The following is a 26,431-nucleotide window of genomic DNA, read 5'->3' as shown; positions in this document are numbered from 1 at the left end:
ACGGACTCCGGAATCAGGAAAAACCAGGTGCGCCGGCCGAGCCGGCGCTCCCACAGCGCGAATTACTTCTTCGCAGCCCAAGCGTTGAAACGTTGCTCCAGCTGTTCGCTGTTGTCGGCCCAGAAGGCCACATCGATCTGCACCTGATTGGCGATGTTCTCCGGCGTGGTGGGCATGTTCTGCTTCACCTCGGCCGACAGCAGGTCGACCGCCTTGCCGTTGGCCGGGCCATAGGCGATGTTCTCGGAGTACACCTTTTGCTGTTCAGGCTGCAGGGTGTAGGCGATGAACTTCTTCGCCTCCTCGGCATTCTTCGCACCCTTGGGGATGGCCCAGGCGTCGAAGTCGTAGATACCGCCGTTGAACACCACCTTGAGATTGCTTTCTTTCTGCACCGCAGCGATGCGGCCGTTGTAGGCCGAACTCATGACCACGTCGCCGGAGGCCAGGAACTGTGGCGGTTGGGCGCCGGCTTCCCACCACTGGATGCTCGGCTTGAGCTCGTCGAGCTTCTTGAAGGCGCGGTCCACACCCTCCTGGGTGCCCAGCACGCTGTAGACATCCTTGGGCGCTACGCCGTCGGCCATCAGGGCGAATTCCAGGGTGTACTTGGCGCCCTTGCGCAGGCCGCGCTTGCCCGGAAATTTCTTCGTATCCCAGAAATCGGCCCAGCTGGTCGGTGCGGTCTTGAGCTTGTCGGCGTTGTAGGCCAGCACCGTGGACCAGACGAAGAAGCCGACGCCGCAAGGCTGGATAGCGCCTTTCACATAGTCGGATTCGTTACCGAACAAGGCCGGATCGAGTTCTTCGAACATGCCCTCGTCGCAGCCACGGGCCAGTTCCGGCGATTCCACCTCGACCAGGTTCCACGACACGCTCTTGGTGTCGACCATGGCCTTGATCTTGGCCATCTCGCCGTTGTACTCGCCGGCGACGATCTTGCCCTTGCCAGCCTTTTCCCATGGTTCGTAGAAGGCTTTGACCTGCGCGGCCTTGTTGGCGCCGCCGAAGGACACCACGGTGAGGTCGGCGGCCATGGCCTGGCCGGCGAGGGTCAGGCCCAGTGCCAGGGCGGTCAGTTTCAACTGCTTGTGCATTATTGTTCTCTCCACGGTAGGACGTTGGTGACAGACACCTTCAATGGGCTTGGGCGACAGGGTCCAAGGCTCGCGCGTGCTCGACCGCCCAACCCAGCGGAACCACATCGCCCACGGCCAGACTCGGATCGAGCTCGGCGATCGGCTGCTTGACGAAGAAATCGGTCTTGCCGCACACCTCCAGGCGCACCCGTACGTGGTCGCCCAAATAGATGAATTCGGCCACGCGGCCCGAAAAGCGGTTGGCGCACTGTTCGCTGTGGCCATTGAGGCGTACCCGCTCCGGGCGGATCGACAAGGTCACCGGCTCGCCCGGCTGGCCGACGTTCACCGCCAGCGCCTCGACCCGCTCGCCACGGCCGAGCTGCACGTGGCAACGTTCACCGTCGCGTTGCAGCAAGGTGCCGTTGAGGCGGTTGTTCTCGCCGATGAAGTTGGCGACGAAGGTGTTGCTCGGCGCTTCGTAGAGGGTGCGCGGGTCGGCGATCTGCTGGATCTCGCCCTGGTGGAACACCGCCACGCGGTCGGACATGGTCAACGCCTCGCCCTGGTCGTGGGTCACGTAGACCACGGTCACGCCCAGGCGCTGGTGGATGTGCTTGATTTCCATCTGCATGTGTTCGCGCAGCTGCTTGTCGAGGGCGCCGAGGGGTTCGTCCATCAGCACCAGCTGGGGTTCGAACACCAATGCCCGGGCCAGGGCCACACGCTGCTGCTGGCCGCCAGAGAGCTGGCCGGGGTAGCGCTTGGCGAAGCTGTCGAGCTGCACCATGTTGAGCACGCGCTTGACCCGCTCGCTGATGTCGGTCTTGCTCAGGTTGCGCACGCTCAAGGGGAAGGCGAGGTTTTCGGCCACGGTCATGTGCGGGAACAGCGCGTAGTTCTGGAACACCATGCCGATGTCGCGCTTATGCGGCGGCACGTTGTTGATCGAGCGCCCGGCGAGCTGGATTTCACCGGCGGTGGGCGTTTCGAAACCGGCCAGCATCATCAGGCTGGTGGTCTTGCCGGAACCGGACGGGCCGAGCAAGGTGAGGAATTCGCCTTTGCGGATGTCCAGGTTGAGATTCTTGACGATCAGCGCTTCGCCGTCGTAGCTCTTCTGTACGCCGCGAAAGCTGACCAGCGTCTCGCCGACCGCGCCGCTCGAATTCACCTCACTCATACCTGCACCTTTTTATTGGATGACTGCCGTGAGCACAGGCTAGTGGAGGTGTGGAGCGAGGAAAATCGGCGGTGCTGAGAGAATGCCATCATCCGAATGGAAGATTGCGTGTAGGGCAATCCCTACACGCTTGTCGTGTTTGGATATGCCGTGGGAGGCGCCAGCTGCGCCCCGTTGCGGACGATCAAAGCAGCTTGTGCGCCAAGGCGTACTTCACCAATTCGGCCAGCGAATGCACTTGCAGCTTCTGCATCAGCCGCGCTTTGTGGGTGCTGATGGTCTTGCTCGACAGCGCCAGTTGCTGGGCGATGTCGTTGACGTTGGCGCCCTGCGCCAGGCGCTCGAACACCGAAAACTCACGCTCCGAGAGCAAGGTGTGCAGCGGCCGCGAATCGGTCAGGCCGACTTCGAAGATCATCCGATCGGCCAGTGCCGGATCGATGTAGCGCCCGCCGGTCGCCACGCGGCGAATGGCGGTGAGCAGCAGCGCCGGGTCGCTGTCCTTGGTCGCATACCCTGCCGCACCGGCTTTCAGCGCCCGGGCGGCCATCTGCGCCTCGTCATGCATGGACAACATGAGGATCGCCGGCGGGTCGTTCAGCGCGCGAATCCGTGCGATCGCTTCCAGACCGCTGACGCCGGGCATGGAAATGTCCAGCAAGACCACTTCGCACGGCGTACCGCGCAGGGTCTCGAGCGCCTGCTCGCCATTGCCCGCCTCGCCCACCACTTGCATGTCGCGAGCTAGGCCGATCAGTTGCTTGATGCCTTCCCGGACGATGGTGTGGTCTTCGGCCACCACTACTCGAATCACGCGCGCTCCTCCTGTTCCACTGCAATGGCCACGCTCAGGCTGGTGCCTTCGCCGGGTTCGCTGTCCAAGGTCATGCTGCCGCCCAGCATCAAGGCCCGCTCACGCATGCCGACCAAGCCGAACGAGGTCGGTCGCGAAGCGTCTGGGCGGAAACCCACGCCGTCGTCGATCACGGTCATGCGTAGCAACGGATGCTCGTGCACCAGTTCGATCTGCACCGTGTGCGCCTGGGCGTGGCGCATGACGTTGGTCAGGGCTTCCTGCAATACCCGAAACAAGCCGGTGGCCTTGGCGTCGCTCAAGACCGGCAGGGATTCGGGCACCCGCACCAGGCAGGGAATCTGCGTGCGCGCCTCGAAGCGGCGCGCTTGCCATTCGATGGCCGAGGCGATGCCGGCATCGAGAATCGGCGGGCGCAACGCCGTGGCCACATCGCGCACCAGTTGGAACAACTGGGCGATCAGGCGTTTCATGCTCGACAGCCGCTCGTGCAGGCCCGGATCGAGTTCGGCGTAGGCCAGTTCGCACATCGAGACCTCGAGCTTGAGCACCGTCAGCATCTGCCCCAGCTCATCATGCACCTCGCGGGCGATGCGCGCCTTTTCTTCTTCACGCACGCTTTCCAGGTGCGCCGACAGCTCGCGCAACTGTTCCTGAGAGCGCTCCAGCGCCTGTTCGGCATGCTTGCTCTGGGTGATGTCCCAGACCACGCCGTCCCACACCACCCGGCCGTCGCCCAGGTGCCGGCTGCTGGCCTTGATGTCGGCCCAGCGCCGCTCGCCCTCGCGGGTGAGGATGCGGCCCTGCCATGACCAATCCCGGTCGTTGGCCAAGGCCAGGTCCTGCACGCGGTGGTAGTCGGCGCGGTCGTCGGGGTGGACCAGTCCGCGCAGGCCCATGTCCGGGTGCTGCAGGCTGGCCGGCGAATAGCCGACCAGCGTTAGGCTGCCTTCGCTGATGTAGGGAAACTCCAGGCGACCTTCGCTGGGGTCGCGCTCCAGGCGAAAGACCAGGCCGGGCACGTTGCCGGCGATGCCCTTCAGGCGCGCCTCGCTTTCGCGCAGGGCGGCCAGGGCGCGGCGCCGCTCGGTGACGTCGGTGAGGAACACCACCAGATACTCGCCATCGCGAAAGCGCAGGAACGACATCGACAGGTCGACCGGCAGCAACGTACCGTCGACCCGCTGGCAGTGGCTCTCGACGTGTTCGATGTCGTCACCGCTGCGGGCGCGCTTCCACACCTCCAGCCAACGGTCCATGTGCAGGCTCGGCTCGATGTCGATCAACGGCCGCTCCAGCAGTTCGCCTTCGCGGTAGCCGAGCATGCGCTCGGCGGCCCGGTTGGCGTAGCGCACATGGCTGTCCCAGTTGACCCAGAGAATGCCGATGGCGCTCTGGTCGAGGGAAAACTGGCTCAGGCGCAGGGATTCTTCGCGCAACTGCCGCTCGGTGAGTTTCTCGCGGGTCGCCAGCAGGTGCCGCTCGAGCTGGCGCTGCTGGCGGCGTTGCCAGACCAGGATGGCCACGGCGCACATCAGCAGCACGCTCAGCAGCAAGGCCAGGTTCTGCCAGAAGCCGGCGGATTCGGCGAAGCGCGGGTACTTGGGCTGCAACCAGCGCTGATGGATCTGCTCCAGCGTCTTGCCGGGCATGGCCTGCACGCCGCGCTGCAACACCTCGGCCAACAGCGGCCAATCGGGGCGCGAACCGATGCGCAGCAGTTGCGGCAGACCGATGTCGCCGACCACCGCCAGGTCGGCGAACTCGCTTTCGCGCGACAGCCGGCTCAGCTGCGCTTCGTCGAGCACTGCGTAGGCGGTTTGCCCGCCCACCGTCCACTGCAAGGCCGTGCGTTCGTTGGGCACGCCTTGCAGGTTGAGTTGGGGATAGTTGCTGCGCAGGTAGTCGGCCAGCGCGCTGGGCATGCGCACCGCCACCCGCTCATCGACGCCCAGGCGCTCCAGCTCTACTGCCACTGCGCCGGTACGCAGGCCGACCACGCGTTGCGGAACGCGCATGTAGGGGTCGCTGAACAGCCACCTGCGCAAGCTGGCCTGGGTCTGGGTCAGGCCGGGGGCGAAGTCGATCTCGCCCGCTTGCAAGGCCCGCTCCAGCGCTGCCTGGTCTGGGAAGTTGCGCCAGGTGAGGTCCAGGCGCAAGGCCTGCGCCAGCCAAGTAACCAGCTCGACGTTGGCCCCATACAACTGTTGTAGACGGCGGTCGAACTGGGCATAGGGCGCTTGCAGCACCAGGCCCACGCGCAGGCTGCGGTGGGCGTCGAGCCACTGGCGCTGCGCCGGCTCCAAGGTCACCGACGGCGTCTGCGCCACAGCCGCACCGCTGAGCAGGCACCAGCAGCAGAGCATCAACAGCCAACGAACGGGATTCATCGCTAACGCGCATCCAGGCAAAGGGGTGGCCATCATGCGTGGCCTGGGAAGGAAAATACCATTAGTCTGCGGAGAACATTCTGACGCTGGGTAAGCCGATGTTCTCACTTTATCGTCCGTCGCTGGTGGCCTTTTGCCTGGTTGCCGCACTATCGCCCGTCGCGCATGCCGCCGATGAACCGGCGCCGGCAGCGTCCGAGGCTGCCCCGGCGACGTCGGCCACCGCGCCCGCGCCCAGGCCGCCCCTGGCCGATCGCAGCGCGGACGAAGCCCAGGCCTTGCAGCGCCTGGTGCCCAAGGACGAACAGCGTACGCTGGAAGCCGGCAGCGACAGCTTCCTGGCCTTGTGGAAACCGGCCAACGACCCCGACCCCAAAGGCGCGGTGATCATCGTGCCCGGTGCGGGCGAAAGCGCGGACTGGCCCAATGGCGTCGGCCCGCTGCGCCGCAAGCTGCCCGACAGCGGCTGGCACAGCCTGAGCGTGACGCTGCCCGACCTGGTCGCCGAACGGCCACATGCACGTGCAGAAACGCCGAGCCCCACGCCTGCGCCTGCCGACGGGCAGACCGCACCGGCCAAGGACACGCCGGACGACGCCAACGCCAATGTCGCCCAAGCCACCTCGCCCGAGCCCGACAGCGCCGAGAGCAGCGACGCGGCGCAGGCGGGCGACCAGCATTCGCAGGCCGACGCCGAACGCATCTTCGCCCGCTTGAAGGCGGCGATCGCCTACGCCCAGTCGCAGAACGCGCAAACCATCGTACTGCTCGGGCACGGCAGCGGCGCCTACTGGGCGGCACGCTTCATCAGCGAACAGCAGCCTGCCGAAGTGCAGAAGCTGGTGATGGTTGCCGCGCAGACGCCAGCGCGCGTCGACGACACGCTGCAAAGCCTGTTGCCGACGCTGAAGGTGCCCACCGCCGACATCTATTACGCCATTCGCGATCAGGACAAACGCGCAGCCGAGCAGCGCTTGCAGGCCACCAAGCGGGTCAAGGACAGCCCCTATCGGCAACTGTCGCTGATCGCCGCGCCCGGTGACGGTGCGGCGCAGCAGGAGCAGGTGTTCAGGCGGGTCAAGGGGTGGTTGAGCGGGTCGCCATGAACGCGAAGGGATTGCGGGTTCGGCGATTCGCGCCCGTCGGGCGAAGGTCGCCGTCCTCGGTGAACGCCGCATAAGCGGTCGATGCGCTCATCTGACACGCCGCTGCGCTCTTAAAGCCCATGGCGCTTACGCACCACCGCATAGGCCAGATGCAGCTCGCGGGTACGCTCGGTGGCGACGCGTACCTGGGCGGTGCTGGCGCCCTGACCTTGCAGCTTGTCGGGGTGGTGCTGGCTGAGCAGCCGTCGATAGGCTTGCTTGATGGCCCTCGGTTCGCTGCCAGCGGTCACGCCCAGCAGGCGCAGCGCGGCCGCGTAGGTCAGGGCCGGCTTTTCAGCCGGGCCAGGTCGCGCGGTGTCGGGTGCGTAATCGCGGGCCAGGGCCTGTACCTGCAAACGCCCAAGCCCCAGCTGCGCGCCCCAGTCGGCCAGCAATGCCTGCTCGCGCCGCCCGGCTTTGCCGTCGGCCCAGACCATGCGCCAGCAGGCGCGTACCGTGCCTTCGCTGGCATGGGCCTGCTGCTTGATCCGTCGCAGGTGATGGCCCAAGCGGTCCTTGCCGGCCTTGCCGCGGTTGAACGCTTCGATCGCCCGCAGCCGCGCTGGCTCCGACAGGTTCAACCGCTGCATTTCATCGCGAGCCTGGCGCACATGGCTTGGCTCGACGCGCCCTTCACTCTTGGCTATCCGGCCGAGCAAAACGAACAGCAGCTCTTCGTCGCCCAGCGGCCCATGGCCGCGCAAGCGGTCGACCAGATCGGCCCAGCAGCGCACGCGCAGGCGCCGGTCCAGGGCCTGACCGAGCAGCCCGCCCAACAAGGCGCCTGGAATGTTCGCCACGGCAAAGCCGGCGCCTGCGCCCAGCAACGTGCTTGGCCACCACATGCTCAAGGCTGCCCGGTGATCAAGCGTTCGGCTTCGGCCAGACGCTCCGGAGTGCCGACGTCGACCCAGCGCCCACGATGATGCTCGCCGCTCACGCGCCCCTGCCCCATCGCCCGGCGCAGCAGCGGCGCCAGTTTGAAGGCCCCCGGCCGGCAACCTTCGAACAACGCCGGGTCGAGCACGGAAATGCCGCTGAAGGTCAGGTTGCCGGCGTGCTCGTCGCCATCCTGCACCTGGCCGTCGAGTAGACGGAAATCGCCGCGTCCGTGGTGGCCGGGGTTATCGACCAACACCAGGTGCGCAAGGCCGGGCAAGGGCCGGCGCAGGGCAGTGAAGTCGTAGTCGGTGCAGATATCGCCGTTGATCAGCACGAACGGCTCGGTGCCCAGCAACGGCAGCGCCTGGAAGATGCCGCCCCCGGTTTCCAGCGGCTCGCCCTCGGGCGAATAGTGGATGCGCAGGCCGAAACGGCTGCCGTCGCCCAGGTGGTCCTCGATCTGCTGGCCCAGCCAGGCATGGTTGATCACCACCTCGGTGAAACCTGCGCCCGCCAAGGCGCGCAGGTGATATTCGATCAGCGGTCGTCCGGCCACCGGCACCAGGGGTTTGGGCGTGTGCAAGGTCAGCGGCCGCATCCGCTCGCCCTTGCCGGCGGCCAGGATCATGGCCTTCATGGACGGGCCTCGGCCTGTAGCTCGTCGATCAACTGGCCCAGGTCGGCGAGCTCCGGCCGGCGTTCGATCACTTCCTTTATATAGGCGAAGAAGCGCGGCACGTCGGCAAGGTAGCGCGGCTTGCCGTCGCGGTGGCAGATGCGCGAGAAGATGCCGATCACCTTGAGATGGCGTTGCACGCCCATCAGGTCGCTGGCGCGCTGGAAAGCGTCGAAGTCGGTCTGGACCGGAATGCCCGCCGCCCGCGCTTGAGTCCAGTAGCTGCGCAGCCAGGCGTCGACCCGCGCCTGCGGCCAACTGACGAAAGCGTCCTTGAACAGGCAGGTGATGTCATAGGTGACCGGGCCGTAAACCGCGTCCTGGAAGTCCAGCACGCCAGGGTTGGGCGTGCTGAGCATGAGGTTGCGCGGCATGTAGTCGCGGTGCACGAAGACCTTGGGCTGCGCCAGGGCGCTGTCGATCAGCTGCTGGCTGACCTGCTGCCAGACCGCCTGCTGGGCTGGGGTCAGGGTCAGTTTGAGTTCGTGGCCGACGTACCACTGCGGGAACAGCTCGACCTCGCGGCGCAGCAGTGCGTCGTCATAGTGAGGCAGGGGCGCCTGGGCAGGCATCCGCTGGAAGGCCAGCAATGCTTCGATGGCGTCGCCGAACAGCCTGTCGGCGTTGTCCGCATCGATCACGTCCAGGTAGGTCTGGCGCCCAAGGTCGCTCAGCAGCAGAAAACCGCGGGCGATGTCCTGGGCGTGGATGCGCGGCACGTTGATGCCGGCTTCGCCCAGCAACCGGTCGATATCGACGAACGGTTGGCAGTTTTCCTGAGGGGGCGGAGCGTCCATGACCACCAGGCTGCGCTCGCCGCCCTGCCAACGGAAGTAACGGCGGAAGCTGGCGTCGCTGCTGGCTGCGGTCAATGTTCCGGCGGGGACGGCGCCCCAGCCATTGTGCGCGAAGAGGATCGGCAGCTGCTCATTCAGCCACTCGGTCAGGTGTTGCAGGCGTACATCGTGTTCGGGCATTACATGGGTCTCCGACGGCCCTAGCCGTCAAGCGGGTCATGCTTTATTATCCAGCATCTTTTTCAGACCATCGAGAGGCGTGCGGCCCCCACACGCGGGCAGATGGCACGCAGGAAGCCCGGACTAATAAGATGGCATTGAAATCCCCCGCGTTTCGTAGAAAGTTTCCGTTGCTGGTGACCGGCGGCCTGTTGGCCCTGCAACCCCTGGCCGCGCCGCAGGTGATGGCTGCCGAGCAGTTCGCCTGCCAAGTGTCCGCCTCGGGTGGCTGGGACTGCAAGCCGCAAGCCAAAGACAACCTCCCCCCACGGCCTGTGCACAAGGGCGCCGCGCAAGCCGCCGGTGACCAAGGCGACGTCGCGCAAAGCAGCGACGCCGCCCAGGACAAACCCGTGCTGGTGACCGAGGCCAAGGGCCGCGGCCTGAAGTCGCGCAGCGCCGACTACAGCCACCTCGACTGGGTCCCGCGCGACAAGCTCACCCCCGCACAGCTGGCCGAAACCGGCCCGTATTGCGGCGGCGCCTACGTCGAGCCCACCCGTCCAGGCATGAACGACACCACGCCCAAGGACGAGTCGCCGACCTACCTCAACGCCAAGGTCTCCCGCTACCAGCAGGAGCAACAGGTCGCTACCCTGGCCGGCGATGTGGTCATGCGCCAGGGCAGCATGCAGCTGCAGGCCGACGAGGCCAACCTGTACCAGACCGAGAACCGCGGCGAGCTCAAGGGCAACGTCAAGCTGCGCGACAACGGCTCATTGGTGGTCGGTGACCAGGCCGAAGTGCAGCTCGACACGGGCGCGGCCAAGGTCGACAACGCCGAGTACGTGATGCACAAGTCGCACATCCGCGGCAGCGCGCTGTACGCCAAGCGAGCCGAAGACGCCATCATCCGGCTCAAAGACGGTACCTACACCACCTGTGAACCGGGCAGCAACGCCTGGCAGCTCAAGGGCAACAACATCACGCTGAACCCGGCCACCGGCTTCGGCACCGCGACCAACGTCACCCTGCGGGTCAAGGATATTCCGGTGTTCTACACACCTTATATCTACTTCCCCATCGACGACCGTCGCCAGTCTGGCTTCCTGCCACCGTCGTTCAGCACCAGCAGCGACTCCGGTTTCACGCTGGTTACCCCGTACTACTTCAACCTGGCGCCGAACTACGATGCCACGTTGTACCCGCGCTACATGACCAAGCGCGGCATGTTGATGGAAGGCGAGTTCCGCTACCTCACCGAATCGAGCGAAGGCCAGTTCGGCGGCGGTTACCTGAACGACCGCAGCGACGAGCGCAAGGACCAGACCGACTACCAGGACCGCCGCTGGATGGTCAACTGGCAGCACAAGGGCGGTCTGAACGAACGCCTGATGACCGAGGTGAACTACACCGACATCAGCGACCCGTTCTACTTCCAGGACCTGGAATCCGATCAGATCGGCGTCGAGAGCAAGGACATCCTCGATCAGCAAGGCGCGTTGACCTACCGTGGCGACAGCTACACGGCGCGGTTGAATGCGCATGCCTATGAGATGGCGACTATTTCGCAGATCACGCCTTACGACCGTCTGCCGCAGATCACTCTGAATGGCACGCTGCCGTTCCAGCCGGGTGGTTTGAATTTCGATTACGAGACAGAAGCGGTGCGGTTCGAGCGAGATTTGAAAGATGGTCTCGTTCGCAACAAAGACGGCTTCCTCGATTTGAGCGCGGGTGATGCCGGATACCCTGGAAAGCGCATCGATGAAAACATCACAGGCATCGCACGGGCCAACGGTACGCGGTTGAACCTCGCGCCGTCCATGAGCCTGCCGATGGAAAACAGCTACGGCTATATCACGCCCAAGCTGAAATACGTCTATACCCAGTACGATCTGGATCTGGACAGCCAAGGCAAGGCTCAGGCGCTGGCGCAATCTTCGCAAGCAGGCTACGGCAGCTACAGCAGCTCGATCGACCGCTCGATCCCGATCCTGAGCGTCGACAGCGGCCTGTACTTCGACCGCAACACCTCGATGTTCGGCACCAACTACCGCCAGACCCTCGAGCCGCGCATGTACTACCTGTACGTGCCCAAGGAAGACCAGAAAGACATTCCGATCTTCGACACCTCGGAAACCCTGTTCAGCTACGACTCGCTGTTCCGCGACAACCGTTTCTCCGGCACCGACCGCATCGGCGACGAGAACAAGCTGTCGCTGGGCGTGACCACCCGCTGGATCGAGGACAACGGCTTCGAGCGCCAGACCTTCAGCATCGGCCAGGCCCTGTACTTCAAGGACCGCGAAGTGCAACTGCCGGGTATCGACTACCGCGATCGTCAGGACAGCACCTCGGACGTTTCGCCTTACGCTCTGGTCTACGGCTACCGCTTCAACCGCGATTGGCGCTTCAACTCCGACTTCAACTGGGATCCGGACAGCCACAGCACCCGTTCGGGTAGTGCGATGTTCCACTACCAGCCCGAAGACGAGCCGAACAAGATCGTCAACCTCGGTTACCGCTACCGCAACGACCAGGTCGTCTTCGACTCCTCGACCGGCACCTGGAAAGTGGGCGGCGGCGATTATGGCAATCCGGGCGATGCGAACTACGTCAAGGACTACTACAAGATCCAGCAGCACGACTTCTCGGTCATCTGGCCGATCGTCCCGCAGTGGAGCGTCATCGCCCGCTGGCAGCACGACTACAACCGCAACCGCACCCTGGAAGCTATGGGTGGTTTCGAGTACGACAACTGCTGCTGGAAACTGCGCTTGATCAACCGTTACTGGCTCGACTTCGACGATTACAGCCAGGCGGCCCCACAAAACGAGAAGGGTGACCACGGCATCTTCCTGCAAGTCGTCCTCAAGGGCCTCGGCAGCGTAGCTGGCAAGAAAGTCGAATCCTTCCTCGACCAAGGCATTCAAGGTTACCGCGAACGTGAAGAACAAGCTTTTTGATCGCCTCCGCCCAGCGCTGCTGGGCGTCGCAATGCTGAGTGGCGCGGTGCATGCCGCCGTACAGCCTCTGGACCGTGTGGTGGCCATCGTCGACAACGACGTGGTCATGCAGAGCCAGCTGGACCAGCGTACTCGCGAAGTCCAACAGACCATCGCCAAGCGCGGCGCCGGTGTACCGCCGGCCAGCGCGCTGCAGCAGCAGGTGCTCGAACGACTGATCGTCGAGAACCTGCAACTGCAACTGGGCGAGCGTTCCGGCATTCGCATCACCGACGAAGAATTGAACCAGGCCATCGGCACCATCGCCCAGCGCAATGGCATGTCGCTGGACCAGTTCCGCGCCGCGCTCTCGCGCGACGGCCTGTCGTTCGACGACGCGCGCGAGCAGGTCAAGCGCGAGATGATCATCAGCCGCGTGCGCCAGCGCCGGGTCGCCGAACGTATTCAGGTATCGGAGCAGGAAGTGAAGAACTTCCTTGCCTCGGACATGGGCAAGATGCAGCTGTCGGAAGAGTACCGACTGGCCAACATCCTCATCCCCACGCCCGAAAGCGCCAATTCCGACACTATCCAAGCGGCCGCGCGCAAGGCTGGCGATGTGTACCAGAAACTGCGCCAAGGCGCGGACTTCGGTCAGATGGCGATTTCCCAATCGGCCAGCGAAAACGCCTTGGAAGGCGGCGAGATGGGCTGGCGTAAAGCCGGACAACTGCCACCGGACTTCGCCAAGCTGCTGGGCAGCATGAGCACGGGTGATATCACCCAGCCCATTCGCATTCCCAATGGCTTCATCATCCTCAAGCTCGAGGAGAAGCGCGGCGGTACCGCCAACGTGCTGCGCGACGAAGTTCACGTGCGCCACATCCTGATCAAACCTACCGAAATCCGTAGCGACGCGGCGACCGAGCAATTGGCCGAACGTCTTTACGAGCGCATCAAGAACGGCGAAGACTTCGCCGAACTGGCGAAAAGCTTCTCGGAAGATCCGGGTTCGGCGCTCAACGGTGGCGACCTGAATTGGGTCGATCCGAACAGCCTGGTGCCCGAGTTCCGCGAGCAGATGGCCTCCGCCGAGCAAGGCGTGGTGACCCGTCCGTTCCGTACCCAATACGGCTGGCACGTGCTGGAAGTACTGGGCCGTCGCGCCACCGACAGCACCGAGCAGGCACGTGAGCAACAAGCCCTGAGCGTGCTGCGCAACCGCAAGTACGACGAAGAGCTGCAAACCTGGCTGCGCCAGATTCGCGACGAAGCCTACGTTGAGATCAAACTGCCTGGCGCTGACCAGGCCACGCAGTGAAGCCACTGCGCTTCGCGCTCACCCCGGGCGAGCCGGCTGGCATAGGTCCTGACCTGTGCCTGCTACTCGCCACGCAGGCCCAGCCCTACCCTCTGATCGCCATTACCGACCGTGACCTGCTCGCCGAGCGGGCCACGCAGCTGGGGCTGGCGATCGACCTGCATTCAGTGGCACCCGGGCAGTGGCCGGACGCGCCTGCACCGGCGGGCAGCCTCTACGTCTGGCACACCCCCCTGGCCCATCCTGCGGTAGCTGGCAAGCTCGACAAGGCCAATGCAGCCTTCGTGCTGGAAACCCTGACGCGCGCTGGCAAGGGCTGCCTGAACGGCGACTTTGCCGGCATGGTCACCGCGCCTGTTCATAAGGGCGTGATCAACGAAGGAGGCGTCGCCTTTTCCGGCCATACCGAGTTCCTGGCCGAGCTGACCCACACCGCGCAAGTGGTGATGATGCTCGCCACCGGTAACCTGCGGGTCGCGCTGGTGACCACGCACCTGCCATTGCGCGAAGTGGCCGACGCCATCACCGCCGAGCGGCTGGAGCGGGTCACGCGTATCCTGCACGACGACCTGCGTAATAAGTTCGGCATCGCCCAGCCGCGAATCCTGGTTTGCGGCCTCAACCCCCATGCCGGGGAAAGCGGCCACCTGGGCCGCGAAGAAATCGACATCATCGAACCCGCGCTGGAGCGCCTGCGCAGCGAAGGCCTGGACCTGCGCGGCCCGCTGCCGGCCGATACCCTGTTTACCCCCAAATATCTGGAGCACTGCGACGCGGTGCTGGCGATGTACCACGACCAAGGCTTGCCCGTGCTCAAGTACAAGGGCTTCGGCGCTGCGGTGAACGTCACGCTGGGCCTGCCGATCGTACGCACGTCGGTCGACCACGGCACCGCGCTGGACCTCGCCGGCACCGGCCGCGTCGACACCGGTAGCCTGCGCGTCGCGCTGGAAACCGCCTACCAGATGGCCGAGAACCGACCATGAACGAGCATTACCAACACCGGGCGCGCAAGCGCTTCGGGCAAAACTTCCTGCACGACGCTGGCGTCATCGACCGCATTCTGCGCGCCATCCATGCCAAACCAGGCGAACACCTGCTGGAAATCGGCCCGGGCCAAGGCGCCCTCACCGAGGGCCTGCTCAACAGCGGCGCGCACCTGGACGTCGTCGAGCTGGACAAGGACCTGGTGCCGATCCTGCAGCACAAGTTCCGCGACTGCGACAACTTCCGCCTGCACCAGGGCGATGCGTTGAAGTTCGACTTCAACCAGTTGCAGGTGCCCGAGCGCAGCCTGAAGGTGGTCGGCAACCTGCCCTACAACATCTCCACGCCGCTGATCTTCCACCTGTTGGCCCACGCCCACCTGATCCGCGACATGCACTTCATGCTGCAGAAGGAAGTGGTCGAACGCATGGCCGCCGGCCCAGGCGGCGGCGACTGGGGGCGGTTGTCGATCATGGTGCAGTACCACTGCCGGGTCGAACACCTGTTCAACGTCGGCCCCGGCGCGTTCAACCCTCCGCCCAAAGTGGACTCGGCCATCGTTCGCCTGGTACCGCACGCGACGCCACCGCACCCGGCCAAGGACCCTGCCCTGCTCGAGCGTGTGGTCCGTGAGGCCTTCAACCAGCGCCGCAAGACCCTGCGCAACACCCTCAAGGGACTGCTCGACAACGCCGCCATCGAAGCCGCAGGCGTGGATGGCAGCCTGCGCCCCGAGCAGCTCGACCTGAGCGCCTTCGTGCGCCTGGCCGATCAGTTGGCCGACCAGCAAGCCGGCGCCTGAGCGCGACGGTAGGCTACCCCCATCAGGTGTACCGGTCGGCCCATCGACTGGTCGGTACACCCACCAATGCCCTAGACTGCAACCATCGCCGTCGCCGCTTTCCTCTGCCCAAGGCCCTTGCATGTCCGATCCCCGTTACCAGATCGACGTCAGCGTCGTGACCCGTTACCTCAAAGACCAATCCGACCCCGACGCTCTGCGCTTCGCCTTCGCCTATACCATCACCGTGCAGAACACCGGCAGCGTGGCCGCTACCCTGCTCTCCCGTCATTGGTTGATCACCAATGGCGATGGCGAGGTCGAGGAAGTGCGCGGCGCCGGCGTCGTTGGCCAGCAGCCTTCCATTGCGCCCGGTGGTTCCCATACCTACAGCAGCGGTTCGGTGATCGCCACACGTGTCGGCACCATGCAGGGCAGCTACCAGATGCTGGCCGACGACGGCACGCAGTTCGAAGCCGCGATCGCGCCGTTCCGCCTGGCCGTGCCTGGGGCGCTGCACTGATGGCGGTGTACGCGGTCGGCGACCTGCAAGGCTGTTTGCAACCGCTCAAGTGCCTGTTGCAGCGCGTGAAGTTCGACCCTGCGGTCGACCATCTGTGGCTGGTCGGCGACCTGGTCAACCGCGGCCCCGAATCGCTGGAGACCTTGCGCTTTCTCTACAGTCTGCGCGACTCGCTGGTCTGCGTGCTCGGCAACCACGACCTGCACTTGCTGGCGGCCTGGCACAACATCGATCGACTGAAGAAAGGCGACACCCTGCGCGAAGTGCTCGAAGCGCCAGACGCCGAGCAATTGATGGGCTGGTTGCGCCAGCAGAAACTGCTGCATTACGACGAGCCGCGCGGTGTGGCCATGGTGCATGCCGGCATCCCCCCGCAATGGACCCTGGGCACGGCGCTGGAACTGGCCGCCGAGGTCGAGCAGGTGCTGCGCGACGACGAACGTTTGAAACCTTTCCTCGACGGCATGTACGGCAACGAGCCGAACAAGTGGAGCAAGCGCCTGACCGGCGTGGAGCGCCTGCGGGCGATCACCAACTACTTCACCCGCATGCGTTTCTGCACGGCCGAAGGCAAGCTCGACCTCAAGAGCAAGGAAGGCCTGGACGACGCGCCCAAGGGATACAAACCCTGGTTCGCCCATAAAGGCCGTCGGTCACGGCACGTCGACATCATCTTCGGCCACTGGGCCGCGCTCGAAGGACGGGTCAGCGAGCCTGGCGTGATCGCGCTGGACACCGGCTGCGTCTGGGGCGGAGCCATGACCCTGTACAACCTCGACAGCGGCGAATACCACCGTTGCGATTGCACCGAAGGCGGGGCACTGCGCACTGCGGCCGTCCCTGCCACCCCTATAGCCCAGCCCTGAAGGAGACATCCATGAGCGAGTTCAAGCGCATCCCACCCGAGCAAGCCCAAGCCTTGCGTGAACAAGGCGCCGTGGTGGTCGATATCCGCGATCCACAAGCCTTCGCTGGCGGGCATATCCAGGGGGCCCAGCACCTGGACAACCACTCGGTCGCCGACTTCATACGCCAGGCCGACCTCGATGCCCCGACCCTAGTGGTCTGCTATCACGGCAACTCCAGCCAGAGCGCGGCGGCCTACCTGATCCAGCAGGGATTCTCCGACGTCTACAGCCTTGACGGCGGTTTCGAGCTGTGGCGCGGCACCTATCCCGAGGATGTCGCCCAGGGCCAATCGGAATAATTTTTCATAGTTCCTACAGCCCGCGCTGGCCGCGGGCTTGCGCCTCTACAGAGGCCATTGCAAGAGACGATCTTTTCCTTCCGTCCTTGACCTTGCGCAGAACCAACTATCCTTAAGCTCAGGCCATCCAAACAGGGGAGAGCCGGTACACCGGCGCGCGGGTCATCGGCAGCGTTACAAAGGTGTTCTGGGGGGATAACGGCAATCGGTAGCACCGTTTGCATGCCAGCATCAGCTGAGTGATCCGACGTCGGCTCCACGTATCGAGCGAGGTGACGTCATGAGCATTTTTAGCCATTTCCAACAGCGTTTCGAGTCGACGCGACAGGAGGAACTCTCGCTTCAGGAGTACCTCGAGTTGTGCAAGGAAGACCGCCGTGCCTACGCCTCGGCAGCCGAACGGCTTTTGACGGCTATCGGTGAACCGGAATTGATCGACACCTCGACCAACTCCAGGTTATCGCGCATCTTTTCCAACAAGGTGATTCGCCGCTATCCCGCATTCGCCGACTTCCATGGCATGGAAGAGTGCATCGACCAGATCGTGTCCTACTTCCGACATGCCGCTCAAGGCCTGGAAGAAAGGAAGCAGATCCTCTACTTGCTTGGCCCTGTCGGCGGCGGCAAATCGTCTCTGGCCGAAAAGCTCAAACAACTGATGGAAAAAGAACCCTTCTATGCCATCAAGGGCTCGCCGGTCTTCGAGTCGCCCTTGGGACTGTTCAACGCCAGCGAAGACGGCAACATCCTTGAAGAGGAATATGGCATCAGCCGGCGCTACCTGAGCACCATCATGTCGCCTTGGGCCACCAAGCGCCTGCAGGAATTCGGCGGCGATATTTCCAAATTCCGCGTGGTGAAACTCTACCCCTCGATCCTCAATCAGATCGCCATCGCCAAAACCGAACCGGGCGACGAGAACAATCAGGACATCTCGGCGCTGGTGGGCAAGGTCGATATCCGCAAGCTCGAAGAATTCCCACAGAACGACGCCGACGCCTACAGCTACTCGGGCGCGCTGTGCCGAGCCAACCAGGGGTTGATGGAATTCGTCGAGATGTTCAAGGCGCCGATCAAGGTACTGCACCCCTTGCTCACGGCCACTCAGGAAGGCAACTACAACAGCACCGAAGGCTTGGGCGCGATTCCCTATACCGGGATTCTGCTGGCGCACTCCAACGAATCGGAATGGCATACCTTCCGCAACAACAAGAACAACGAGGCGTTCATCGACCGGATTTACATCGTCAAAGTACCGTACTGCCTGCGGGTCAGCGACGAAATCAGGATCTACGACAAACTGCTTGCCGGCAGTTCGCTGGCCAAAGCCCATTGCGCACCGGACACACTGAAGATGCTGGCGCAGTTCACTTCGCTGTCACGGCTCAAGGAACCGGAAAACTCCAACATCTACTCGAAGATGCGGGTGTATGACGGTGAAAACCTCAAGGATACCGACCCCAAGGCCAAGTCGATCCAGGAATACCGCGACGCTGCCGGCGTCGACGAAGGCATGAACGGCCTGTCCACGCGTTTCGCTTTCAAGATCCTGTCCAAGGTCTTCAACTTCGATCCGCACGAAGTGGCGGCCAACCCTGTGCACCTGCTGTATGTGCTGGAGCAGCAGATCGAGCAAGAACAGTTCCCTGCCGAGACCCGCGAGCGCTATCTGCGTTTCCTCAAGGAATACCTGGCGCCGCGCTATATCGAGTTCATCGGCAAGGAAATCCAGACCGCTTACCTGGAGTCCTACAGCGAGTACGGCCAGAACATCTTCGACCGCTATGTGCTGTACGCCGACTTCTGGATCCAGGACCAGGAATACCGCGACCCGGAAACCGGAGAAATCCTCAACCGCGTGGCCCTCAATGAGGAGCTGGAGAAGATCGAGAAGCCGGCAGGCATCAGCAACCCGAAAGACTTCCGCAACGAAATCGTCAACTTCGTGTTGCGCGCACGCGCCAACAACAACGGCAAAAATCCCAGCTGGCTGAGCTACGAGAAGCTGCGGGTGGTGATCGAGAAGAAGATGTTCTCCAACACCGAAGACTTGCTACCGGTCATCAGCTTCAATGCCAAAGCGAGCAAAGAGGACCAGAAAAAGCACAACGACTTCGTCACGCGGATGGTGGAACGTGGCTATACCGATAAGCAGGTACGTCTGCTGTCGGAATGGTACCTGCGGGTCAGGAAATCGCAATAAGGCGGCAAGTGGCGAGCTTCGGCTGCCAAGCATTGGCACCGGGCGCCAGCCCGGTGCCAATGCTTGGCGCAATGCTAGCTGCTCTTGCTTGCAGCGCCAGGCTTATGGCTTGCAGCTGCTCCCAGCGACCGGAGGAACCATGAGCTATGTAATCGACCGACGCCTGAACGGCAAGAACAAGAGCACGGTCAATCGCCAGCGCTTCTTGCGGCGTTACCGTGACCACATCAAGAAGGCGGTGGAAGAGGCCGTTGGCAGGCGTTCCATCACCGACATGGAGCACGGCGAACAGATCAGCATCCCCGGCCGCGACATCGACGAGCCGGTGCTGCACCACGGCCGTGGTGGCAAGCAAACCGTCGTGCATCCAGGCAACAAGGAGTTCACGGCGGGTGAACAGATCGCCCGGCCCAAGGGCGGCGGTGGTGGCGGTGGCGGCCCCGGCAAGGCGGGCAATTCCGGCGAAGGCATGGACGAGTTCGTCTTCCAGATCACCCAGGAAGAGTTTCTCGAATTCATGTTCGAAGACCTGGAACTGCCCAATCTGGTCAAGCGTCACCTCAACGGCACTGATACCTTCAAGACCGTACGTGCAGGAGTCAGCAGCGAAGGCAATCCGTCACGCATCAACATCGTGCGCACCTTGCGCTCGGCCCATTCCCGGCGCATCGCGCTGACCGGCAGCAGCCGTGCGGCGTTGCGCAAGGCCGAAGCCGAGCTTGCCCGCCTCAAAGTGGAGGAGCCGGCCAACTTCACCGACATCCAAGCGGTCGAGGCCGAAATCGAGCGGCTGCGGGCGCGCATCAACCGTCTGCCCTTCCTCGACACCTTCGACCTCAAGTACAACCTGCTGGTCAAGCAGCCCAACCCCAGTTCCAAAGCGGTGATGTTCTGCCTGATGGACGTCTCCGGCTCCATGACCCAAGCCACCAAGGACATCGCCAAGCGTTTCTTCATCCTGCTGTACCTGTTCCTCAAGCGTAACTACGACCGCATCGACGTAGTGTTCATCCGCCACCACACCAGCGCCCGCGAGGTGGACGAAGAAGAGTTCTTCTACTCCCGGGAAACCGGCGGCACCATCGTGTCGAGCGCCCTCAAGCTGATGCAGGAGATCATGGCCGAGCGCTACCCCACCAACGACTGGAACATCTATGCCGCCCAAGCCTCGGACGGCGACAACTGGAACGACGATTCCCCCATCTGCCGCGACATCCTGGCCAAGCAGATCATGCCCCATGTGCAGTACTACACTTACGTCGAGATCACCCCGCGCGAACATCAGGCGCTGTGGTACGAGTACGAGCGCATGGGCGAAGCCTTCCCCGACACGTTCGCCCAACAGCAACTGGTCTCGGCCGGTGACATCTACCCGGTCTTCCGTGAACTCTTCCAGCGCAGGTTAGCCACATGACCGCCAGAGCCCAGCGACGCCAACCCCTCTCCACCGGTTCCGAGTGGACGTTCGAGCTGATCCAGACCTACGACAGGGAGATCAGCCGTCTGGCCGCGCGCTATGCGCTGGACACCTACCCCAATCAGATCGAGGTGATCACTGCCGAGCAGATGATGGACGCCTATGCCTCGGTGGGCATGCCCTTGGGTTATCACCACTGGTCCTACGGCAAACAGTTCCTCAGCACCGAGAAGTCCTACACACGTGGCCAGATGGGGCTGGCGTACGAGATCGTGATCAACTCCGACCCGTGCATCGCCTACCTGATGGAAGAGAACACCATGTGCATGCAGGCCTTGGTGATCGCCCACGCCTGCTACGGGCACAACAGCTTTTTCAAAGGCAACTACCTGTTCCGCACCTGGACCGACGCCACTTCGATCATCGACTACCTGGTGTTCGCCAAGCAGTACATCAGCCAGTGCGAGGAACGCCACGGCATCGATGCCGTGGAAGACCTGATCGACTCGTGCCACGCCCTTATGAACTATGGCGTCGACCGCTACAAACGGCCCTACCCCATCTCGGCCGAGGAGGAGCGTCGGCGCCAGACCGAGCGCGAAGAATACCTGCAACGGCAAATCAACGACCTGTGGCGCACCATCCCGAAAAGTGCAGGCAAAGGCGACGACAGAGACTTCGCACGTTTTCCCGCAGAGCCGCAGGAAAACATTCTCTACTTCATCGAAAAGCACGCGCCACTGCTCGAACCCTGGCAGCGCGAGGTGGTGCGTATCGTGCGTAAGATCGCGCAGTACTTCTATCCACAGCGCCAAACGCAAGTGATGAACGAGGGGTGGGCCACCTTCTGGCACTACACATTGATGAACGATCTCTATGACGAAGGCCTGGTGACCGACGGCTTCATGATGGAGTTCTTGCAGTCGCACACCAGCGTAGTGTTCCAGCCCGGCTTCGATAGCCCTTATTACAGTGGCATCAACCCGTACGCGCTGGGTTTTGCCATGTACACCGACATCCGCCGCATGTGCGAGCATCCCACCGACGAGGATCGCCATTGGTTCCCGGAAATCGCCGGCAGCGACTGGCTGTCCACCCTGAAGTTCGCCATGAGCAGCTTCAAGGACGAAAGCTTCATCCTGCAGTACCTGTCGCCCAAGGTGATGCGCGACCTGAAACTGTTCAGCATTCTCGACGACGACCAGCGCGACGAACTGCTGGTGCCGGCCATCCATGACGAATCGGGTTATCGAACGATCCGCGAACAACTGGCGGCCCAGTACAACCTGGGCAACCGCGAGCCGAACGTTCAGATCTGGAGCATCGACCGCCGCGGCGACCGCTCGCTGACCCTGCGCCATCAACAGCACAACCGCAAGCCTCTAGGCGATTCCACCGAAGAGGTCATGCGCCACCTGCACCGGTTGTGGGGCTTCGACGTGCACCTGGAAACCGTACAAGGCGAACAGGTGATGAAAACCCATCACATGCCGCCGCGCAGCGAACACGGCGAAGTCCACGACTATGGGCGCCTGGACATGGCCGCCCGCCATCCCTGAGACGACGTTCGCCGGCGCAGGCCCACAAGGTATGCTGTGAGCCTGCACTGGAGACGTTTATGCAAATTTACAAAGTTGGCGGCGCGGTACGCGACCGTTTGCTCGGCCTCGCCGTGAGCGATGTCGATTGGGTGGTGGTGGGTGCCACCGTCGAACAGATGCACGAGCAAGGCTATCGCCCAGTAGGCGCCGACTTCCCGGTATTCCTGCACCCCAAGACCAACGAGGAGTACGCCCTGGCCCGCACCGAGCGCAAGAGCGGCCGCGGCTATGGCGGGTTCACCTTTCACGCCAGCCCTGAGGTGACGCTGGAGCAGGACTTGATCCGTCGTGACCTGACCATCAACGCCATGGCCGAAGACCCCCAGGGCAACCTCTACGACCCCTACCACGGGCAACGCGACCTGCAAGCCAAGCTGCTGCGCCACGTATCCCCTGCCTTCGCCGAAGACCCTTTGCGTGTGCTGCGCGTGGCGCGATTCGCCGCCCGCTATGCGCCTCTGGGCTTTCGCGTCGCCGAAGAAACGCTGGAGCTGATGCGCCAGATCAGCGAGTCGGGCGAACTGCAAGCGCTGACCGCCGAGCGCAGTTGGAAGGAAATCGAACGCGCCCTGATGGAGGCACAGCCGCAGGTGTTCATCCAGGTGTTGCGCGACTGCGGCGCGCTCGCGCAGCTGGTGCCGGAAGTCGATGCGCTGTTCGGCGTGCCGCAGCCCGAAGCCCATCACCCGGAAATCGACAGCGGCGTGCATACCCTGGCGGTGTTACAACAGGCCGCGCTGCACGATCAACCGCTGAACGTGCGCTGGGCCTGCCTGCTGCACGACCTGGGCAAGGGCACCACGCCCCAGGAACAATGGCCGCGGCACATCGCCCACGAACACCGAGGTGTGAAGCTGATCAAGGCGGTCAACCAGCGCTTCAAGGCGCCGAAAGAGTGCCAGGAACTGGCGCTGCTGGTCGGGGAATACCACACCCATGGCCATCGCGCGCTGGAGCTGCGGCCGGACACGCTGTTGGAGCTGCTGCAAAAATTCGATGTGTGCCGACGCCCACAGCGCTTCGAAGACTTCATCGCCGCATGCGAAATGGACGCTCGCGGCCGACTGGGTTTGGAAAATCGATCTTATCCACAGGCCGAGTACCTGCGCGAAGCGGCCAAGGTCGCCCGCGCTGCCAGCGCGCAGCACCTCATCGGTCAGGGACTGGCCGGCAAGGCCTTGGGCGATGCAATCAAGCGCGAGCGGCTGAATGCGCTGAAAGCGTTCAAAGCGGCGCGCATGGCTTCGAACGGCTGATGCCTGGCACTCGGCCCTCCCTACGCCGGGCCGGGCCGCCGCTCGTCACAGGGCAGTGAGTTGCTTACCGCGCCACTCGAATGGCACTGGGGCAAGCACCTGCCGAATATCGGCCTCTTGCCACAGCTGCGCCATGCTTTTGCCGGCCAGCGGGTGCTGCAGGTCGGGGGCGAGCAGCGCCAAGGGCCAGAGCACGAAGGCGTTCTTGAGAATCTCGGCCCGAGGCAGTACCAGGCCATCGAAAGTGCCGTGCCAGTCGCGAAACATCAACACGTCAATGTCCAGCGGCAGGCCCTTGCGATCGGCAGCATAGCGACCGTTGTCGGCCTCGATGAATTTCAGGCGCCGATCGAGTTCGAGCAACGGCAGCGTCGTTTGGCCAGTGACCACCAGGTTGATGAAAGGGCCGCTCTTGATGCCTACCGGATCGCTTTCGAAAGCGGCCGAACAGCGCATGTCGCTCAGCAGCCCGGCCAGCGCGTCGAGCCCTGCGCATAGATGGCGCTCGCGCTCGATGTTGCTGCCCAGCCCCAGGTATACCGTGCTCAGAGACATCCGCGCTCGATCTCCACGCCAACACCGCCACGGGCCGCCGGTATCGCACCCGGCTTGGTCACCTTCAGGCTCATCCAGGTGATGCCGAATTCCTGCATCAAAGCCGCCGCCAGGCGCTCGGCGAAGGTTTCCACCAGTTCGAAACGCGCCTGCTCGGCGAATGCCTGGATACGCGCCGTGACGGTGGCGTAGTCGAGCGTCAGGCTCAGGTCGTCGTCGGCTGCGGCGGGGCGGTTGTCCCAGGCGAAGCGCAGGTCCAGGCGCAGGCATTGCCGAATGTCGCGCTCCCAGTCATAGGCGCCGATGACGGTATCGACTTCCAGGCCTTCGATGAACACTCTGTCCAAGCACTTCTCTCCACAGCACGACAAGGGCGACTGGCGCCGTTAGAATCGGGGCGTTCTCGCCCGGAATAGTTAGCATGTTTTGGTCATTGGCACTGTTTGCCTACCTGCTCGGCTCACTGTCCTTCGCCATCGTCCTCAGCCGACGGGCGGGCAGCCCTGACCCGCGCTCGAGCGGCTCCGGCAACGCAGGCGCCACCAACATGCTGCGCCTGGCGGGCCGCCGAATGGCGATCCTGACCCTGTTGGGCGACCTGTGCAAGGGCAGTGTACCGGTGCTGCTGGCCAAGCTGGCCGGCCTCGACCTGCAAGCGCAAGCCTGGATCGGCCTGTGTGCCGTGGTCGGCCATGTGTTCCCGTTGTATTTCCGCTTCCATGGCGGCAAGGGCGTGGCCACTGCCGCCGGCATGTTGATGGTGGTATACCCGCCGGCCGCCCTGCTGGCGATCGGGATCTGGTCGCTCACGCTGCACCTGAGCCGCACCAGCTCCCTGGCGGCGCTGATCGCCACCCCGTTGACCTTGCCGCTCCTGGCTTGGCGCCAGGCCGACGCCTTACTGCCGGTCACGCTGCTTACCCTGCTGATCGTCTGGAGCCACCGCAACAACCTGCGCGACCTGTGGGCCGGGCGCGAGCGGCACTTCTAAAGCCCAGAGCTCACACAGCCCTCACGCAGGCTCAGATCGCCGGCAACTGCTCCATCGGCCAACGGGCCTGCACACTGATCGCCAAGTCCTGGCGCTGCCCGGCGAGCAAACGCTGGCAACCGGCATAGGCGATCATCGCGCCGTTGTCGGTACAGAACTGCGGACGTGCGTAATAGACGTCACCCTTGAGGCTCGCCAGCATGTCTTCGAGCGATGCCCGCAGCGCCTTGTTGGCGCTCACGCCGCCAGCGATGACCAGACGCTTGAGGCCGGTCTGTTGCAGGGCACGCTTGCATTTGATGGTCAGGGTGTCGACCACGGCCTGCTGGAACGCCAGGGAAATGTCGCAGCGGGTCTGCTCGGTGTCGTCGCCTGCGGCGCAGCACTGCTGCCAGGCGGTGAGGGTCGAGGTCTTCAAACCGCTGAAGCTGAATTCCAGCCCGGGCCGGTCGGTCATGGGCCGCGGAAACTTGAAGCGCCCCGGCACGCCCTGCTCGGCCAGGCGAGCGATTTCCGGGCCGCCTGGGTAGTTGAGGCCGATGAGCTTGGCGGTCTTGTCGAACGCCTCGCCCGCGGCGTCGTCCAGGCTCTCGCCCAGCAGCTGGTATCGGCCGATGCCGTCGACCCGAACCAGCTGGGTATGCCCCCCCGACACCAACAAAGCGACGAACGGAAACGCCGGCGGCTGCGCTTCGAGCATCGGCGCCAGCAGATGGCCCTCCATGTGGTGCACGCCCAGGGCCGGAATATCCCAGGCGAAGGCCAGTGCCTGCGCGCAGGACGCCCCCACCAGCAGGGCACCGACCAGGCCCGGGCCTGCGGTGTAGGCGATGGCGTCGATGTCGCCAGGCGCGCGCCCGGCGCTGGCCAGGACTTCGCGGATCAGCGGCAGCATGCGCTTGACGTGGTCGCGCGAGGCCAATTCCGGCACTACGCCGCCGTAGACGCGGTGCAGATCGATCTGGCTGAACAGGGCATCGGCCAACAAACCGCGCTCGCTGTCATATAATGCGACGCCAGTCTCGTCGCAGGATGTTTCCAAGCCCAGTACTAACATGGGTGCGTGCCTTGTGGAGGCTGAATTCGAAGCGGCGCATGATAGTCGCCGCGCCAAGTACCGACCAGCGGTTTTCGATCAGAGGCTTTGCATTCCTGCTGGCGACGGGGTAACATCCGCAACCCTTGAAAACCGACGTTCTCCAGCACACCTTTGTTTTGCCAGGAGTCCGTCTACCCCGGTAATGAATAAGGTAGCCCTGGATGCCAGCCGTCAAAGTTAAAGAGAACGAACCCTTCGACGTAGCTCTGCGTCGCTTCAAGCGCTCCTGCGAAAAAGCCGGTGTATTGGCTGAAGTTCGCAGCCGCGAGTTCTACGAGAAGCCGACTTCGGAGCGTAAGCGTAAAGCTGCCGCCGCTGTAAAGCGTCACGCCAAGAAGGTCCAGCGCGAACAGCGCCGCGCCGTTCGTCTGTATTAATACAGCCGCACGTTGCAAAGCTTCTGCCAAAGCCCGGCCA

At 63.7% G+C, this 26,431-nt stretch carries 24 protein-coding genes; 14 read left to right on the top strand and 10 right to left on the bottom strand.

The features are described 5' to 3' along the window. Positions 1-62 precede the first annotated feature (62 nt). The 4 genes from ACSMEV_RS05130 to ACSMEV_RS05115 all read right to left on the bottom strand — a co-directional run bounded on the left by ACSMEV_RS05130 (position 63) and on the right by ACSMEV_RS05115 (position 5,466). Positions 63-1,097: an ABC transporter substrate-binding protein gene (locus tag ACSMEV_RS05130; RefSeq protein ID WP_413049161.1), complete on the bottom strand. Its 1,035-nt coding sequence runs from the start codon at positions 1,095-1,097 to the stop codon at positions 63-65. Between the two features lie 40 nt (positions 1,098-1,137). Continuing rightward, entirely contained in the window at positions 1,138-2,262 is a 1,125-nt protein-coding gene (locus tag ACSMEV_RS05125; RefSeq protein WP_459207526.1) for an ABC transporter ATP-binding protein, read from the bottom strand. Positions 2,263-2,446: 184 nt separating this feature from the next. Then, positions 2,447-3,076: a response regulator gene (locus tag ACSMEV_RS05120; protein WP_459207525.1), complete on the bottom strand. Its 630-nt coding sequence runs from the start codon at positions 3,074-3,076 to the stop codon at positions 2,447-2,449. Further along, positions 3,073-5,466, bottom strand: coding sequence for a PAS domain-containing sensor histidine kinase (locus ACSMEV_RS05115; protein WP_459207524.1), 2,394 nt, complete (start codon positions 5,464-5,466; stop codon positions 3,073-3,075). The genes ACSMEV_RS05120 and ACSMEV_RS05115 overlap by 4 nt, the downstream gene beginning before the upstream one ends. A 98-nt stretch (positions 5,467-5,564) precedes the next feature. Here ACSMEV_RS05115 and ACSMEV_RS05110 point away from each other — a divergent pair, with 98 nt between their 5' ends. Next, complete coding sequence (locus ACSMEV_RS05110; protein WP_459207523.1) at positions 5,565-6,572, top strand: alpha/beta hydrolase family protein; 1,008 nt, start codon at positions 5,565-5,567, stop codon at positions 6,570-6,572. 110 nt (positions 6,573-6,682) lie between these two features. Here the strand turns inward: ACSMEV_RS05110 and ACSMEV_RS05105 are convergent, their stop codons facing one another. The 3 genes from ACSMEV_RS05105 to ACSMEV_RS05095 are packed head-to-tail and all read right to left on the bottom strand — an operon-like array spanning position 6,683 to position 9,146. Next, on the bottom strand, positions 6,683-7,456 hold the full coding sequence (locus tag ACSMEV_RS05105; protein ID WP_459207522.1) for a TerB family tellurite resistance protein: 774 nt from the start codon (positions 7,454-7,456) through the stop codon (positions 6,683-6,685). A gap of 2 nt (positions 7,457-7,458) precedes the next feature. After that, positions 7,459-8,130, bottom strand: a complete 672-nt coding sequence (gene murU, locus ACSMEV_RS05100; protein WP_459207521.1) for an N-acetylmuramate alpha-1-phosphate uridylyltransferase MurU — start codon at positions 8,128-8,130, stop codon at positions 7,459-7,461. Further along, entirely contained in the window at positions 8,127-9,146 is a 1,020-nt protein-coding gene (locus tag ACSMEV_RS05095) for an aminoglycoside phosphotransferase family protein (protein WP_459207520.1), read from the bottom strand. Before ACSMEV_RS05095 ends, murU begins: the two co-directional genes overlap by 4 nt. 131 nt (positions 9,147-9,277) lie before the next feature. Between ACSMEV_RS05095 and ACSMEV_RS05090 the strand changes: the two genes are divergently transcribed. From ACSMEV_RS05090 to ACSMEV_RS05040, 11 genes are all read left to right on the top strand, one after another. Beyond that, positions 9,278-12,094, top strand: a complete 2,817-nt coding sequence (locus ACSMEV_RS05090; protein ID WP_459207519.1) for an LPS-assembly protein LptD — start codon at positions 9,278-9,280, stop codon at positions 12,092-12,094. Continuing rightward, a complete protein-coding gene (locus ACSMEV_RS05085; RefSeq protein ID WP_459207518.1) occupies positions 12,075-13,394 on the top strand; it encodes a peptidylprolyl isomerase in 1,320 nt (439 codons plus the stop codon). The genes ACSMEV_RS05090 and ACSMEV_RS05085 overlap by 20 nt, the downstream gene beginning before the upstream one ends. Further along, positions 13,391-14,380 (top strand): 4-hydroxythreonine-4-phosphate dehydrogenase PdxA, encoded by a 990-nt coding sequence (pdxA, locus tag ACSMEV_RS05080; RefSeq protein WP_459207517.1) that lies wholly within the window; start codon positions 13,391-13,393, stop codon positions 14,378-14,380. The genes ACSMEV_RS05085 and pdxA overlap by 4 nt, the downstream gene beginning before the upstream one ends. Continuing rightward, positions 14,377-15,183, top strand: coding sequence for a 16S rRNA (adenine(1518)-N(6)/adenine(1519)-N(6))-dimethyltransferase RsmA (gene rsmA / locus ACSMEV_RS05075; protein ID WP_459207516.1), 807 nt, complete (start codon positions 14,377-14,379; stop codon positions 15,181-15,183). The genes pdxA and rsmA overlap by 4 nt, the downstream gene beginning before the upstream one ends. Positions 15,184-15,304: 121 nt before the next feature. After that, positions 15,305-15,685, top strand: coding sequence for a Co2+/Mg2+ efflux protein ApaG (apaG, locus tag ACSMEV_RS05070; protein WP_459207515.1), 381 nt, complete (start codon positions 15,305-15,307; stop codon positions 15,683-15,685). Continuing rightward, positions 15,685-16,551, top strand: a complete 867-nt coding sequence (locus ACSMEV_RS05065; RefSeq protein WP_459207514.1) for a symmetrical bis(5'-nucleosyl)-tetraphosphatase — start codon at positions 15,685-15,687, stop codon at positions 16,549-16,551. Before apaG ends, ACSMEV_RS05065 begins: the two co-directional genes overlap by 1 nt. 11 nt (positions 16,552-16,562) lie before the next feature. Continuing rightward, entirely contained in the window at positions 16,563-16,892 is a 330-nt protein-coding gene (glpE, locus tag ACSMEV_RS05060) for a thiosulfate sulfurtransferase GlpE (protein WP_459207513.1), read from the top strand. Positions 16,893-17,172: 280 nt separating this feature from the next. Beyond that, complete coding sequence (locus ACSMEV_RS05055) at positions 17,173-19,095, top strand: PrkA family serine protein kinase (RefSeq protein ID WP_459207512.1); 1,923 nt, start codon at positions 17,173-17,175, stop codon at positions 19,093-19,095. Between the two features lie 139 nt (positions 19,096-19,234). Next, a complete protein-coding gene (locus ACSMEV_RS05050; RefSeq protein WP_459207511.1) occupies positions 19,235-20,509 on the top strand; it encodes a YeaH/YhbH family protein in 1,275 nt (424 codons plus the stop codon). Further along, positions 20,506-22,071 carry a SpoVR family protein gene (locus tag ACSMEV_RS05045; protein ID WP_459207510.1) on the top strand — a complete coding sequence of 522 codons (1,566 nt, stop codon included), beginning with the start codon at positions 20,506-20,508 and terminating at the stop codon, positions 22,069-22,071. The genes ACSMEV_RS05050 and ACSMEV_RS05045 overlap by 4 nt, the downstream gene beginning before the upstream one ends. 59 nt (positions 22,072-22,130) lie before the next feature. Beyond that, positions 22,131-23,369, top strand: a complete 1,239-nt coding sequence (locus ACSMEV_RS05040) for a multifunctional CCA addition/repair protein (protein ID WP_459207509.1) — start codon at positions 22,131-22,133, stop codon at positions 23,367-23,369. A gap of 45 nt (positions 23,370-23,414) precedes the next feature. Here the strand turns inward: ACSMEV_RS05040 and folK are convergent, their stop codons facing one another. Then, positions 23,415-23,924, bottom strand: a complete 510-nt coding sequence (gene folK, locus ACSMEV_RS05035) for a 2-amino-4-hydroxy-6-hydroxymethyldihydropteridine diphosphokinase (protein ID WP_459207508.1) — start codon at positions 23,922-23,924, stop codon at positions 23,415-23,417. After that, on the bottom strand, positions 23,915-24,271 hold the full coding sequence (folB, locus tag ACSMEV_RS05030; protein ID WP_296269076.1) for a dihydroneopterin aldolase: 357 nt from the start codon (positions 24,269-24,271) through the stop codon (positions 23,915-23,917). The genes folK and folB overlap by 10 nt, the downstream gene beginning before the upstream one ends. Before the next feature lie 74 nt (positions 24,272-24,345). Between folB and plsY the strand changes: the two genes are divergently transcribed. Beyond that, on the top strand, positions 24,346-24,915 hold the full coding sequence (plsY, locus tag ACSMEV_RS05025; protein ID WP_459207507.1) for a glycerol-3-phosphate 1-O-acyltransferase PlsY: 570 nt from the start codon (positions 24,346-24,348) through the stop codon (positions 24,913-24,915). A 31-nt stretch (positions 24,916-24,946) separates the two neighbouring features. Here the strand turns inward: plsY and tsaD are convergent, their stop codons facing one another. Continuing rightward, positions 24,947-25,972 carry a tRNA (adenosine(37)-N6)-threonylcarbamoyltransferase complex transferase subunit TsaD gene (gene tsaD / locus ACSMEV_RS05020; protein WP_459207506.1) on the bottom strand — a complete coding sequence of 342 codons (1,026 nt, stop codon included), beginning with the start codon at positions 25,970-25,972 and terminating at the stop codon, positions 24,947-24,949. Positions 25,973-26,175: 203 nt separating this feature from the next. Here tsaD and rpsU point away from each other — a divergent pair, with 203 nt between their 5' ends. Further along, a complete protein-coding gene (gene rpsU, locus ACSMEV_RS05015; protein ID WP_002551877.1) occupies positions 26,176-26,391 on the top strand; it encodes a 30S ribosomal protein S21 in 216 nt (71 codons plus the stop codon). Positions 26,392-26,431 lie beyond the last annotated feature (40 nt).

The sequence above is a fragment of the Pseudomonas sp. MLB6B genome (assembly GCF_054508135.1).
Note: the sequence above shows the minus strand (reverse complement) of the source record. Positions and strands in the feature narration are given on the sequence as shown.